The sequence below is a fragment of the Capnocytophaga stomatis genome (assembly GCF_002302635.1).
Taxonomy (GTDB): domain Bacteria; phylum Bacteroidota; class Bacteroidia; order Flavobacteriales; family Flavobacteriaceae; genus Capnocytophaga; species Capnocytophaga stomatis.
Genome location: NZ_CP022387.1, coordinates 2,554,557 through 2,568,547, shown reverse-complemented (window position 1 = coordinate 2,568,547; position 13,991 = coordinate 2,554,557). Strand labels below are relative to the sequence as shown.

Sequence of the window (13,991 nt, the reverse complement as noted above, 5' to 3'; positions counted from 1 at the left end):
AACTCTACCAAAGCCTTGTAAAATAAACTTCGATAGAGTTTTCAACATCAATGATTCAAGAACAATTTTTTTATTTTTTGCTGATTTCTTCCGCGATAAATTCTTTTAAATCGATGATTTTCGGATAATTATGATACTTAGTAAAGCGTTTCAAGCCCATCAGTAACATTCTTTGTTCATCGCCTTCGCTGAAAGAAATTATCCCTTCCTTAGCTCGGGTAATTATTTTTTCAACAGACTGATATAAACGCAGTTTGGTCATCGCTATTTGTGCTTTTTGACTTTCCTCACCAAATCGTTTCACGTTTTTCTCTGTTCGCAATATTGCCGATTCAGCTATATAAACCTCCATCATAATATCAGAAGCCGCCATTAATAGTAGTTGGTGTTTTTCCAAATCAGTTCCGTATTTTTGAATAGCAAACCCTGAAACCATCAAGAAAACCTTTTTCAAACGAGAAATTATCTCCTTCTCTTCCGACATTATTTCCGAAAAATCAGGAATTTCAAAAGAAGGAATTCCCATCAATTCATCTTTGACTGCCATTGCGGGAGTTAGTAAGTCCACGTGTCCTTTCATAGCTTTTTTGATGAGCATCCCTACTGAAAGCATTCGGTTAATTTCATTAGTACCCTCGTAAATTCGTGTAATACGAGCATCACGCCAAGCACTTTCCATAGGCACCTCGGCAGAGTATCCCATTCCTCCAAAGATTTGAATTCCCTCATCGCTACTTCGCTGAATATCTCCCGAGAGCATCACTTTCAAAATGGAACACTCAATGGCATATTCTTCAATACTTTTCAGTTCGGCTTCATTTGTAGGATTTCCTTCAGACTTCCTGATTTCCATTCTATTTTCAATCTCTTTCAGGGTTCTGTACACAGCCGCCTCTCCAGCATACAAATTACTTGCTATTTCTGCTATTTTTTCTTTAATCGCCCCAAATTCAATAATATGTGTACCAAACTGAACACGTTCTTTGGCATAATTTACAGAATTTTCAAGAATACGACGCTGAGCATCCAAAGTAGCAACAGAAAGCTTTATACGACCGATATTCAGCACATTAAGTGCTATTTTGAAGCCGTTATTTCTCTCCGAAAGAATGTTTTCAACTGGTACTTTCGTGTTATTAAAAAATATCTGTCGGGTAGATGAAGCGTGTATTCCCAACTTATGTTCCTCCTCGCCTAAAGTTATCCCATTGGGGTCGGATGGGTCGTACTCCACAACAAACGCAGTTATATTTTTGTCGTCATTTATACGTGCAAATACTGTCAATATTGTAGCAAATCCGGCATTTGAAATCCACATTTTTTGACCATTGAGGATATAATGTTTTCCATCGGGAGAAAGCTCCGCTTTTGTTTTTCCTGCGTTAGCGTCAGAACCAGCTTCAGGCTCCGTTAAGCAATAAGCTCCAAAGGCTTCGCCTGTTGCCAATTTTGGAAGATATTTTTGCTTTTGCTCCTCCGTTCCATAAAGCAGAATCGGCATTGTTCCAATTCCTGTGTGTGCACCAAAAGCAGTTGCAAATGAGCCGGTTGCTCCCGAAATATAGTCACACACAACCGATGAGGTAACAAATCCCATTCCAAGTCCGCCGTATTGCTCAGGAACAGCTATCCCTAACAGACCCATCTCGCCGATTTTCCGCATCATTTCTATGGTATAACCATAATCCTTCCGCTCAAAACGAGGCTTATTCGGATAAATTTCTTTATCTATGAATTCCTTAACCGTGTCCCGCATCAAGATTTGTTCTTCTGAAAAATCTTCGGGTGTAAAAACGTTTTCACATAGGGTTTCTTTTACTAAGAACTCTCCTCCTCTGGTTGTTTCCATATATTTTTAAGTTAAAAAATTAGACTCTCTTGCCACAAATGTAACAAAAAAATATGAAAATCGGAATTTTTTATCCGTTTTTTTTATCTTCAAACTGAAAATATCAAACTTTTAGCGTTTCTAAATATTTCTTAGTTTCATCGCTTATTCTGCGACTTTCTTTAGCTTTTTGAATGGATTTATTTTGTACAAACTTACTCAGAGACTTTTCCTCAATGATAAAAAGAGTTTCTTCGGGTTGTTTTGCCATAGCTGTAGCAAAATACCAAGCTATCATCATATTCACATAATACTCTTCGCTTTTTACGTTTGCAACCAAACGAAGCATCTCTTTTTCAAAATTTTCATCAAGAAAATTGGTTAAAAGCAACCCAATTGCATATCTAATCGTGTAAATTTCATCACTTTTCAGCCATTTCCTTATTTTTTCATATACTTGATTTGGGTATTTTTTGAAAACTTTTGGAGAAAACGTATCGCAAGTTGCCCAATTATCTATATTTGGAAGAAATTTCTCGGTATATTCCATCGCAAGATTATAATCTTTCAAATTTTCTATCAGAAAAGCGTGTAAATTGTTTTCCTCAAAATAAAAATGAGAAGGTAAGTCAAGATATAGGAAACTTTCCTTCTGTTTAGAAAAATCCTTGGCAAACTTTCTCAATGCCGGAACTCTGATTCCAATAATTTTATCCGGAGAAATTGTAGGAATTAACTTGGAAGTGAATTTTTTATAATCTTCATCTTTCAACAGAAATAACTCCTTTCTGACTTGTTTTTCAATTGTTTCCATATTAATAAAAGAAAAAGGACAGAATTACTTCCGTCCTTATTTTTTACTTGTACATTGCTTCGATTTCTTTGCTGTAATTTGCATAAATCACTTTACGTTTGAGTTTTAGCGTAGGTGTGATTTCGTTCCTTTCAATTGAAAAGGCATCAGGAAGTAATGTGAATTTCTTAATTTTCTCATAATCAGGCAAATCATTTTGAAACTTCTGTAATTGTTTTGTAATATAATCAATTACTTGGCTGTTTTTCAAAAGTTCCGTTGTTGATTTACACTTGATGTTTAACTCCTGAAGAGCTTGCGTAAGCATCTCAAAATTAGGCACAATCAAAGCAGAAACAAACTTTTTGCCGTCTGCAATTACTGCAATTTGATTTATAAGATTGTACTTCCCGACTTTTCCTTCAATGTGTTGCGGAGCGATATATTTTCCGTTAGAAGTTTTCATTAACTCCTTGATTCTGTCGGTGATATATATGTTATTTTGTGCATCCAAATTACCCGCATCACCCGTTTTTAAGAAGCCGTCCTCCGTAAATACTTTTTTAGTTTCTTCAGGATTTTTGTAATATCCTTTCATTACCATTCCTCCCTTAACCAAAATTTCATTATCTGCCCCGATTTTAACTTCTGCATTTGGCATTATTGAGCCAACTGACTGAATTTCAAAATCTACGTTATCCCAGCAGGACACTGTAGCAAGGGTTTCAGTCATTCCATATCCCAATTTCACGTTCACTCCTATCGAATGGAAAAAACGCCCAATACTTGGTTCCAAATTCGCTCCGCCACAAGGCATAAAACGAATCCGTCCGCCCAATGATTGTTTTAATTTCGAATATACTAACTTATCGGATATGTTATGTGCTTTTTTCAACCACCAAGAAACTTTCTTACCTTCTTGATTAATTTTCAATACTTTTCTTCCCGTTTTTACAGCAAAGGCAAATATCATTTTCTTCACGAAAGAAGAGCTATCCACTCTGTCGTGAACCGTAGCAAATATTTTTTCGTAAAACCTTGGAACAGCACACATTACGGTTGGTCTTACTTCCTCCAACGCACTTTTAATATTATTCGGATTTTCCAAATAATAAACCGTCGCACCCTTATATAATGAATAATACGTCCAAGCTCTTTCAAAAACGTGCGACAAAGGCAAAAATGCTAACGATTCGTCCTTGTCCGATATTTCAAGCCTTATATCGTGCCCGATTAACTGATAAGCCAAATTCTCATAATCCAACATTACTCCCTTAGGCTCACCCGTGGTTCCTGAAGTGTATATTATTGTAAATAAGTCATCTAACCTTTTGTCTGCAATCCTTTTTTGAAATTCTTCGTTGTAAATATCTGTCTTACCAAACTCTAAAAAATCACTCCATCGGATTGAATATTTGTCTTCTTTAAGCTCAATATCTTCTTTAAAAACAACTATTTTCTGTAAAGAAGCACATTTTTCGGCTACCTCCAAAGCTTTCTCATATTGCTCCGTATCACCTACGAACAATATTTTCACTTCTGCGTGATTCAGCACGTAAAGAGCTTGTTCTGAAGTATTTGTAGCATAAATAGGGACAGGTATTGCTCTGACTTGCAAACTGGCAAAATCCGTAATCGTCCATTTGGGCATATTTTGAGAAAAAATCCCAACGGTTTCCTGAGCTTGAACGCCAAAATGTAACAATGATTTTGAGAGCAAATCGGTCACTTTACCTAACTCATTCCAAGTGATTCCTTCCCAATTTTGCTCAACTTTGCTCATTAAAGCTTTTTTGTGCCCAAATTTTTCCACATTATCGTGAAGAACAGAAGTATAATGATATGATAATAAGTTCATTACAAATAATCTATTTGAAGAGGCAAAGATAAGAAAAAAAATAATACGTATGACGGATAGCCCGCATTAAAAAAATCGATATGCAAATCCTGTGCTTACAAACCAATTTGAATTTTCGTTAAAAATAGAACGACCAAAAGCCACATCAATCTGAAAATCAGAAGTTATACAATATAATAATCCTGTATCAAAATTATGCAACGGAAGTTGATTCCCGAAAGTGGCAAAATATTCTAAAAAAGTGTATAAATCTTTTGTAACTGAATAACCAAATTGAGTTGTAACGTTCAACTCTCGGAAAAAATTTGATGTTCCGACATTATAGCAAAGGACAAACTTCTCAGAAATATTATTCTCAAAAGCCAAATAAACGTCTGTTTGCCATTCTTTTATAGGATTTTTGTAAGTCAAATAACCAACCAAAGTAATCGCAGGAAGATAGTTTTTTTCTTCCAAAATGCGTTGTTTGAAACTCAAAACGAAATTATCTATTTCAACATTTTCCGATTTATTTTTCTCAAAATCAGAAGATAATCGAACTTCAGTTCCGTTAAAAATTCCATAACGTAACATCAAATTATTGGAAATACTTTCATCGGAAAAAGTAAAACCATCTTCCAGCTGAAATTTATTTTTCGGAAGTGTATAAACCCCTTCACTTTGGTCTGGACGATCGGTATTTATATCATCAATTTGCTGAGAATACAACGTTGATGTTAGCAATAACAGAAATAATAAGTACGTTTTTTTCATCTCAAATTTAACTTATCACCTAAAACTTATGCAAAAGAATAGCTTTTTATTCATTTTTCCTAATAATCAGCAAATAAAAAAATGCAAATCCGAATTAACAGACTTGCATTTTTCAATTATGGTAATCTTTCAAAAATTCCTAAGCTAACATTGTTACAGGATTTTCAATGTAGGTTTTGAGCGTTTGCAGGAACTGAGCTCCCGTAGCTCCATCAACTGTACGATGGTCGCACGCTAATGTAACTTTCATTGTATGCCCTACCACAATTTGCCCTTCTTTCACAACAGGTTTTTCTACAATAGCTCCCACGGACAAAATTGCCGAATTAGGTTGATTGATAATTGACGTAAATGACTCAATACCAAACATTCCTAAGTTAGAAACTGTAAATGTACTTCCTTCCATTTCGGTTGGAGCTAATTTTTTATTTCTTGCTTTTCCTGCCAAATCTTTTACCTGTCCGCCGATTTGTGTAAGGCTCAATTGGTCGGCAAATCTAAGCACCGGTACTACCAAACCATCTTCCACAGCAACTGCAACGCCAATGTGTACGTGTTTGTTGTAAACCGTAACATCACCTTTCCAAGAAGTGTTTACTTGCGGATGTTTTTTAAGTGCCATCGCACACGCTTTCACAACCATATCATTGAAAGATACCTTAGTATCAGGTATGTTATTGATTTGTACACGTGAAGCCATCGCATTTTCCATATCGATTTCGATAGTCAAATAATAGTGCGGAGCTGTAAATTTCGATTCGGAAAGACGTTTAGCAATGGTTTTACGCATTTGCGAATTTTTAACCTCTTCCACGGCTTCTTGTCCTACTGGAGCGAACGCAGCCACTGGTGCAGAAGCACTACTTTGTACCGACGGTGTTGTCGCAGATGGCGTAAATCCTTCCACATCTTTTTTGGTAATACGTCCATTTTCGCCAGAACCTTTTACTTGTGCAAGGTTAATGCCTTTTTCCTGTGCGATTTTTTTAGCTAACGGAGAAGCAAAAATACGTTCGTTATTAGCTGTATTAGAATTAGATACAGGAGTCGAAGCCTCTGCTTTTTTCTCTTCTAGCTTTTCCTCCGATTTAGGTGCAGGAGCTGAAACTTTTCCTCCACCAGCAACAATAGCACTTACATCAGTTCCGGCAGGACCAACGATAGCCAACAAAGAATCCACAGCTGCCGACTCACCTTCCTTTATACCTATATATAATAATGTACCTGAGTAGAACGACTCAAACTCCATCGTAGCTTTATCGGTTTCGATTTCTGCCAAGATATCTCCTTCGCTTACTTTGTCACCTACTTTTTTCAGCCAAGTAGCCACCGTTCCTTCGGTCATTGTATCGCTCAAACGTGGCATAGTCACCACCTCTACTCCTGATGGAACAGTTACTTCTGTTGCAGGTGTTTCAGTTTTTGGTGCTTCTTCAGATTGTGAAGCAGGCTGAGGAGCTGAACCTCCGTTTATTAATGCTGAAATATCTTCTCCTTCTTTTCCGACGATTGCCAACAAGGAATCCACAGGAGCTGTTTCTCCTTCCTGAAGCCCGATATACAACAATGTTCCCGAATAAAACGACTCGAATTCCATTGTAGCTTTATCGGTTTCGATTTCTGCTAAAATATCACCTTCGCTTACTTTATCACCTACTTTTTTTAGCCACTTTGCAACAACTCCTTCTTCCATTGTGTCGCTCAATCGTGGCATATTGATTATTTCTGCCATTTTTTATTATAATTTATGAGATAAAAAAGGATAATTTTCTTGTTCGTAAACAGTATCGTACATTACGTTTTTGGCCGGGAATGGAGATTCTTCTGCAAACTTCTCGCATTCAGCTACAAGTTGTTTAACTCGTTCATCAATTGCCTCAATTTCAGCTTCAGAAGCATATTTCTTAGCTTTAATCACGTCAAGAACTTGAGTAATTGGGTCGATTTTTTTGTATTCTTCCACTTCTTCTTTAGTACGATAGTGTTGAGCGTCGGACATTGAGTGCCCACGATAACGATACGTTCTGATATCCAAAAGAGTAGGTCCGTCACCACGTCTTGCTCTTTCCACTGCTTCATAAACTGCTTCGGCAACTTTCACAGGATTCATTCCGTCAACAGGTCCGCAAGGCATTTCGTAACCCAAACCAAGTTTCCAGATATCTACGTGATTTGCAGTTCTTTCCACTGAAGTTCCCATTGCGTAATGATTGTTTTCAATGATGAATACCACAGGTAATTTCCAAAGCATTGCCAAGTTAAGTGTTTCGTGGAAAGCTCCTTGACGAACAGCACCATCTCCCATAAAAGTCAATGTAACTGCCTTTCTGTCAAAGTACTTATCAGCGAAAGCCAAACCTGCTCCTAACGGAATTTGCCCTCCAACGATACCGTGCCCGCCGTAAAAGTTATGTTCTTTTGAGAAGATGTGCATTGACCCTCCCAATCCTTGTGAAGTTCCCGTAGCTTTTCCGTACAACTCAGCCATAACTCTCTTAGGGTCAACACCTAAAGCAATTGGATGAACGTGGTTACGGTAAGAGGTAATCATCTTATCTTTTTTAGGATCAATAACGTGCATACAACCCGCAACGATAGCTTCCTGCCCGTTGTACAAGTGTAGGAATCCTCTTACTTTTTGTTGGATGTAAACTGCAGCAAGTTTGTCTTCAAACTTTCTCCAAAAAAGCATATCCTCATACCACTTCAGGTACACATCTTTATCAATTTTTTTCATTTGCCTTTATATTTTAGTATGATATAATCTATTTTTAAATAATTAATATTCAAATATTTAGATAAAAAACTATTGAATTATCAGAAATATTTGCAAAGGTGCGAAAAATCTGCTTTTTTTCAAAATAAAATAGCAAAAAAATATCTTTTAACTCGTTTGAGTCTTCATTTAAATTTCCAAATTGTCTATCAAACGAACTCCATCTACGTACACAACGATGAAAGACCTATATTTTTTGCCTGATTCTTTTTTTGTGATTTCGGCTAATGTATCTGCCTCAGCTATAATAAAGTACTCTAAATCAAACCCTTCTTTGGCTTCAAACTGTTTTTTAACCCAATCTCCAATTTCAATAGGATTTTTTGTTTCAAACTGATTTTTAACCTCTTGTAGCACTTGATAAATGTAAGTAGCCTCAGCTTGCCTTTCCTTGCTAAGTCTCTGATTTCTTGAACTTAAAGCCAATCCTTTTTCATCTCGAATAATGGGGCAACCAATCACCTGAACGGGCAACTGTGTTTGAGTAACCATCTTCTTGATAATGAGTAGTTGTTGATAATCTTTTTCTCCAAAATAAGCTTTATCCGGAGTTACAATCTCAAAAAGTTTCTTCACTACTGTCCCCACTCCATCAAAATGCCCCGGACGATATTCTCCTTCCATCACCTTGTCAAGTCCTTCAAAATTAAATTTTTCAGAAACCACATTTTCGCCATAAATATCTTCTGCATTAGGAGCGTAAACAATTACTTTTTCACTAATTTTTTTTATTTTCTCAACATCTGCTTCAAGCGTTCGTGGATATTTCTTCAAATCTTCTGCATTGTTAAACTGCGTTGGGTTTACAAAAATGCTCATAATAGTCACATCATTCTCCGATAAAGATTTGGAAATCAACGATAAATGCCCTTCATGCAAAGCTCCCATAGTAGGAACAAACCCAATAGTTTTACCTTCTTTTTTATATGTTGAAATTGTGTTTTTTAGCTCCTTTTGTTGCGTATAAATTCTCATCTTTTAAATAATTATCGTGCAAACTTATATATTTTTTGTGGATTTCTGCATATTTTTTTGTACTTTTGTAGCTTTCAAAGCTAACAAAAAACTATTTACTCTTTATGAAAGATAAGAAAGTGCTTTTTGTATCTTCTGAAGTAATGCCTTATTCTCCTGAAAATGAGATATCAAAAATGTCTTTTGAAGCTCCAAGGATGGTTAATAGCAATGGTGGGCAGATACGAATTTTTATGCCTCGCTTCGGAAATATCAATGAGAGAAGGCACCAACTTCACGAAGTAATTCGGCTCTCAGGGATGAACATTGTTATCAATGATATTGATGTGCCCTTGATTATCAAGGTTGCCTCCATACCAAAGGAACGTATTCAAGTTTATTTTATCGATAATGATGAATATTTCAAAAGGAAAGCTACTTTTTCGGACGAAAACGGAGAATTATTCCCTGATAATGACGAACGCTGTATTTTTTTCGCAAAAGGTGTAGTAGAAACTGTTAAAAAACTAAATTGGCTGCCTGATATTATTCACATTCACGGCTGGTTAGCTTCCTTATTACCTTTGTATTTAAGGACTTATTACAAAGATGAGCCTATTTTCCACGAAAGTAAAATAATTACTTCTGTGTTTAATAGAGATTTTGAGGGTAATTTGGATGCTACTTTGGTTAATAAAGTAAGCTTTGATGGCATCAGCTCCAGAGCTTCGGACGCCTTGAAAGAACCTAACTATTTCAATTTAATGAAGGTAGCGGCAAAAAATTCAGATGGAGTGATTATTGTGGGAGATGAAATGTCTGAAGATTTTAGTACTTTCCTTAAAGGACTTAAAAAGCCAATACTTTACAACACTGACCAAGAAACTTTTCAAGAATCTTACCGAGATTTTTATTTGCAAATTTTAAAAAAATAAGACGAAGATAAAATATGAATAAAACAATACGTTTTAAAACATTAGCAATTGCAGGATTATCAACGATTTTCTGTGCTTGTTCTGATGATTCATTTAAGGAAATAGAAAGTGATTTATTAGGAAATCCAAACTACGATACAGGTGTTTACACAGCTACTGTTTCTGTAAATAATGTAAAAGAAAAGGCTGTTCAGGCTAGCAGATTAGGAGGTTATCTTTTAGGAAGCTACACACAAGAACCTTTCGGAACAAAAAAAGCAAGCATCATTGCTCAGGTACTTTTACCTTCAGAGAATCCTACTTTCGGAGCTAATTCACAGCTTACTGAAACCGCAAATAAATCACAAGAAGAGGAAACCGTTACTGAGGCCTATTTGTACATTCCGTTTTTTAATCCTAATAGTTTTTCAGACAAAGTTTCATATCTCAAAGATACCGAATACGTATTGGACTCTATTTACGGGGATTCAAAAGCTTCTTTCCAAGTAGATGTGAAAGAGCTGAACTACTTTTTGAGAGATATTGACGAGAATTTGAATAATCAAGTTTATTATTCGGATTTGAATGTTAATAGTCATTTGGGAGCTTCTTTAATAAAGGAAAGCACAAAATATACCATTAGCAGTAAGCCTATTACAAGAAGTAAATCAGGAAGTTCGGCTGATGATAAAGATACCAATAACACTGAAGAAGTATTAGCTCCGGGAATACGAATTGCTTTAAAAACAGATTTCTTCCAACAAAAAATAATAGACAAAGAAGGAAGCAACGAACTTGCCAACCAGAATGTTTTTAAAAACTATTTCAGAGGTATTGCCATTTCAGCCGACAATCTTTCAGCTGATTTAATGATGCTTTTAAATATGGCGAAAGCAAAAATAGAATTGGTTTACACCTACAAATCGTCTTCCGAAAAAGATAAAAAAATCACAAGCCGTTATGAAATGAACTTGAACGGAATTACGGTAAATCTTTTGAACAATTCGGAAGAAACCATCAATGCCGATTCAAATCCGAATGATGTATCACGAATATTTTTGAGTGGTTCACAAGGAAGAACAGCTGAATTTAAACTATTTACAGATGCTGAATTGGCAGAAATTCGTAAAAAAGATGTTTTAATCACGGATGCAAGTTTATTTCTATATGTAGATCAGTCATTTGGCTATAGTAAAGAACCGGAACGAATCTTCATTTATAATGCGAAAACAGGAGCTGTTTTGGTTGATTATATGCACGACCCAACAACAAGTTCTCCTTTACCTGATAATGCTCAAATAGTTCATTTAGGAAAACTACAAAAGAAAGATGGTAAAGGGGTTTATTATCAGCTTCGCATTACCAACCATATTTTGAATGTTGTAAAAAACAATGCTGAAAATGTTCCTTTGGGCGTTGCGATTGCTTCAAATGTTAAAAATAATTCGTCTGCAAAATATCTGAACTCATCAAACGAAAAGAAATTCATCCCTATGAATTCACTCTCAACTCCCTTGAGTACAGTTATTTACGGAAACAGTCCAAATATTGATAAGGATAAACGATTACAGCTAAAAATAAACTATACTAAATTGAAATAATTTATTTTAGAAATTTGAATTTGAGGTTTGAAGTTTGAGATTTTGTAAACAGAATTTTAAATTTCAAACCTCATTCACAATATAAAGCCTTCATTTTTAAAAATTGATTTAAAATGTACGCATTATTCAAAAAAGAAATACGTTACTTTTTTACTTCCCCTATCGGTTTTACCGTCATTGGGTTATTTGTTATACTAAACGGATTATTTTTATGGATTCTGAAAACGGAATACAACATTTTCAACAGTAATTTTGCTGATTTACTTCCATTTTTTAAGATTTCATCGTGGATTTTTGTATTTTTAGTTCCAGCCCTTACAATGCGTTCCATCTCTGAAGAAAAACGTAGCGGAATGCTTACACTTCTATTCACAAAGCCCGTGAGTACCTTGCAAATTGTGCTTGGAAAATATTTCGGAATTTTATTTCTGCTTCTCATCATACTCATTCCTTCTGTTATATATATATATATGGTGTGGATTTTAGGCAACCCTGTCGGAAATTTAGATATTGCGGGTACAATCGGGTCATATATTGCTCTTTTTCTGCTTATTGCTTCTTTTGCAGCAGTGGGATTATGGGCTTCATCGGTAAGTAACAACCAAATTATTTCGTTTGTGTTGGCAGCTTTTCTGTGCTTTTTTTTCTTTTTTGGATTAGACCAAATCGTAGAATTAATTTTCCCTGAAAATCTTTCAAAAATCGGATTTCAATCACATTTTGACGCTATCAGTCGTGGTGTTATTGACAGCAGAAATATTATTTATTTTCTTTCTGTTATCGCGTTTTTCTTATATATAACAACCTTATCTTTAAAAAGTTACAAATTATGAAAGCTCTTTTAAATAAAATTGGATTGAAGGCTGTTATTGCTTTTTTAGCGTTGCTTTTCATCAATTTCCTTGCCGGAAAATGGCATACTCGCTGGGATTTGACAAAAGATAAACGATATACACTTTCTGAGACAACACAAAAAATATTATTAAAAATTCACGAACCCATAGTGATTGACGTTCTTCTGAAAGGGAATATTCCAACAGAATTTAAAAAATTACAAACCGAAACGTTACAACTTCTGGAAGAATATTCAGCTTTTAACAATAATATTCATTTCAATTTCGTAAATCCGTTAGAAGATGAAGAAAATACGGAGCAAGCTCTGCAAGAATTAATTAATTTCGGACTAAATCCATTACAAATATCTCAAAACGAAGCAGGAAAATCCTCAGTTGAATACATTTTCCCTTGGGCAATTGTAAATAACGGACAAAAATCGGAAAAAGTAGCTCTTTTTGTAAACAAATTGGGTACAAACGACCAAGAACGTGTTCAAAATTCGGTACAACGATTAGAATATGGCTTAACAGATGCCCTCCACAAACTAACCTTAAAAAAGAAGAAAAAAATTGCAATGTTAAAAAGCAATGGCACTTTGGAGGATATCTATATGGCTGATTTTCTGAAATCTGTTCAAGGATATTATCGCATTGCTCCTTTTACTCTGGATTCTGTAAGTACAAATGCAGAAAAAACATTAAAAGACCTCAATGAGTTTGATTTACTGATAGTTGCCAAACCTACCGAACCTTTTTCTGACCCCCAAAAGCAAGTTATTGACCAATTTGTAATGAAAGGCGGACGTGTATTGTGGCTCATTGATAATGTAAAAATTGACATTAGTGATTTGTACAATCCTTCAGGAACAACAATGGCAATGCCTGTAAATCTGAATCTTACGGATTTATTTTTTCAATACGGATTCCGAATTAATTACACAATCATCAACGATTTATACTCATCGCAAATCGTAATTGCAACCGGAGAAGGTAGCCAAACTCGTTATATGCCCATTCCTTGGGTATATAATCCTATGATTTTATCAAGCAACAATCACTTAATTAACAACCACTTAGATGCTACGCGATTGCAATTTGCCAACAGCATTGATACACTCAAAAACGGGATAAAAAAAACTGTTCTGCTTTCGAGCTCTCCATTTTCAAAAGCTGATGGCACGCCAAGAGAAGTCAGCCTTAAAATTGATGTAAATAAATTAGATAAAAATGCTTATAAAACTGGCAATATTCCTGCGGCTGTACTTTTGGAAGGAGAATTTACTTCAGTTTATAAAAACAGAATTCGTCCTATCGATCTGAAAACCAACACAGAACTAAGCAAACCAACTAAAATGATTATCGTTTCCGATGGCGATATTATTAAAAATGATATTAGCGATAATGTTCCTTTAGAATTGGGATTTGATAAATGGACAAACAAGTTTTATGACAATAAGGCATTCTTGCAAAATGCACTTAACTACTTGTTAGATGACACTAATTTCCTAATTCTGAGAAATAAAAAGGTACAATTAGCCTTTTTGGACAGAGAGAAAGTTGCTGAAAATCAGAAATCTTGGAAAATTAAAAGTATCGTGTATCCCCTTTTATTATTTCTTTTGGTAACCATAATCGTTCGGATTTTCTACAAAAAAGGAAATATTTTGAAAAAATAGTT

Annotated in this window: 11 protein-coding genes; 4 read left to right on the top strand and 7 right to left on the bottom strand. The window is 35.2% G+C overall.

The window, feature by feature from the left end; genetic code table 11:
- Positions 1-70: 70 nt before the first annotated feature.
- The 7 genes from CGC58_RS11385 to panC all read right to left on the bottom strand — a co-directional run bounded on the left by CGC58_RS11385 (position 71) and on the right by panC (position 8,983).
- The gene (locus CGC58_RS11385) at positions 71-1,849 is read right to left on the bottom strand and encodes an acyl-CoA dehydrogenase family protein (protein ID WP_095896819.1); all 1,779 of its coding nucleotides are present in this window, start codon (positions 1,847-1,849) and stop codon (positions 71-73) included.
- Between the two features lie 103 nt (positions 1,850-1,952).
- Positions 1,953-2,642: a DNA alkylation repair protein gene (locus CGC58_RS11380; protein WP_095896818.1), complete on the bottom strand. Its 690-nt coding sequence runs from the start codon at positions 2,640-2,642 to the stop codon at positions 1,953-1,955.
- A gap of 43 nt (positions 2,643-2,685) precedes the next feature.
- Positions 2,686-4,479 (bottom strand): AMP-dependent synthetase/ligase, encoded by a 1,794-nt coding sequence (locus tag CGC58_RS11375; RefSeq protein WP_095896817.1) that lies wholly within the window; start codon positions 4,477-4,479, stop codon positions 2,686-2,688.
- Positions 4,480-4,545: 66 nt separating this feature from the next.
- A complete protein-coding gene (locus tag CGC58_RS11370; protein WP_095896816.1) occupies positions 4,546-5,232 on the bottom strand; it encodes a transporter in 687 nt (228 codons plus the stop codon).
- Positions 5,233-5,371: 139 nt separating this feature from the next.
- Entirely contained in the window at positions 5,372-6,964 is a 1,593-nt protein-coding gene (locus CGC58_RS11365; RefSeq protein WP_095896815.1) for a pyruvate dehydrogenase complex dihydrolipoamide acetyltransferase, read from the bottom strand.
- 6 nt (positions 6,965-6,970) lie between these two features.
- The gene (gene pdhA / locus CGC58_RS11360; protein WP_095896814.1) at positions 6,971-7,969 is read right to left on the bottom strand and encodes a pyruvate dehydrogenase (acetyl-transferring) E1 component subunit alpha; all 999 of its coding nucleotides are present in this window, start codon (positions 7,967-7,969) and stop codon (positions 6,971-6,973) included.
- 168 nt (positions 7,970-8,137) lie between these two features.
- On the bottom strand, positions 8,138-8,983 hold the full coding sequence (gene panC, locus CGC58_RS11355) for a pantoate--beta-alanine ligase (RefSeq protein ID WP_095896813.1): 846 nt from the start codon (positions 8,981-8,983) through the stop codon (positions 8,138-8,140).
- 104 nt (positions 8,984-9,087) lie between these two features.
- Between panC and CGC58_RS11350 the strand changes: the two genes are divergently transcribed.
- The 4 genes from CGC58_RS11350 to gldG all read left to right on the top strand — a co-directional run bounded on the left by CGC58_RS11350 (position 9,088) and on the right by gldG (position 13,989).
- The gene (locus tag CGC58_RS11350) at positions 9,088-9,897 is read left to right on the top strand and encodes a glycogen/starch synthase (protein ID WP_095896812.1); all 810 of its coding nucleotides are present in this window, start codon (positions 9,088-9,090) and stop codon (positions 9,895-9,897) included.
- Positions 9,898-9,911: 14 nt separating this feature from the next.
- Complete coding sequence (locus CGC58_RS11345; protein WP_095896811.1) at positions 9,912-11,477, top strand: DUF4270 domain-containing protein; 1,566 nt, start codon at positions 9,912-9,914, stop codon at positions 11,475-11,477.
- Positions 11,478-11,590: 113 nt separating this feature from the next.
- Complete coding sequence (gene gldF / locus CGC58_RS11340; protein WP_095896810.1) at positions 11,591-12,310, top strand: gliding motility-associated ABC transporter permease subunit GldF; 720 nt, start codon at positions 11,591-11,593, stop codon at positions 12,308-12,310.
- On the top strand, positions 12,307-13,989 hold the full coding sequence (gene gldG, locus CGC58_RS11335) for a gliding motility-associated ABC transporter substrate-binding protein GldG (protein WP_095896809.1): 1,683 nt from the start codon (positions 12,307-12,309) through the stop codon (positions 13,987-13,989). Before gldF ends, gldG begins: the two co-directional genes overlap by 4 nt.
- Positions 13,990-13,991 lie beyond the last annotated feature (2 nt).

Bases quoted from the DNA above. Each gene is read 5' to 3' on its own strand.
- CGC58_RS11385 (WP_095896819.1), bottom strand. From the start codon at position 1,849: ATGGAAACAACCAGAGGAGGAGAGTTCTTAGTAAAAGAAACCCTATGT.
- CGC58_RS11380 (WP_095896818.1), bottom strand. From the start codon at position 2,642: ATGGAAACAATTGAAAAACAAGTCAGAAAGGAGTTATTTCTGTTGAAA.
- CGC58_RS11375 (WP_095896817.1), bottom strand. From the start codon at position 4,479: ATGAACTTATTATCATATCATTATACTTCTGTTCTTCACGATAATGTG.
- CGC58_RS11370 (WP_095896816.1), bottom strand. From the start codon at position 5,232: ATGAAAAAAACGTACTTATTATTTCTGTTATTGCTAACATCAACGTTG.
- CGC58_RS11365 (WP_095896815.1), bottom strand. From the start codon at position 6,964: ATGGCAGAAATAATCAATATGCCACGATTGAGCGACACAATGGAAGAA.
- pdhA (WP_095896814.1), bottom strand. From the start codon at position 7,969: ATGAAAAAAATTGATAAAGATGTGTACCTGAAGTGGTATGAGGATATG.
- panC (WP_095896813.1), bottom strand. From the start codon at position 8,983: ATGAGAATTTATACGCAACAAAAGGAGCTAAAAAACACAATTTCAACA.
- CGC58_RS11350 (WP_095896812.1), top strand. From the start codon at position 9,088: ATGAAAGATAAGAAAGTGCTTTTTGTATCTTCTGAAGTAATGCCTTAT.
- CGC58_RS11345 (WP_095896811.1), top strand. From the start codon at position 9,912: ATGAATAAAACAATACGTTTTAAAACATTAGCAATTGCAGGATTATCA.
- gldF (WP_095896810.1), top strand. From the start codon at position 11,591: ATGTACGCATTATTCAAAAAAGAAATACGTTACTTTTTTACTTCCCCT.
- gldG (WP_095896809.1), top strand. From the start codon at position 12,307: ATGAAAGCTCTTTTAAATAAAATTGGATTGAAGGCTGTTATTGCTTTT.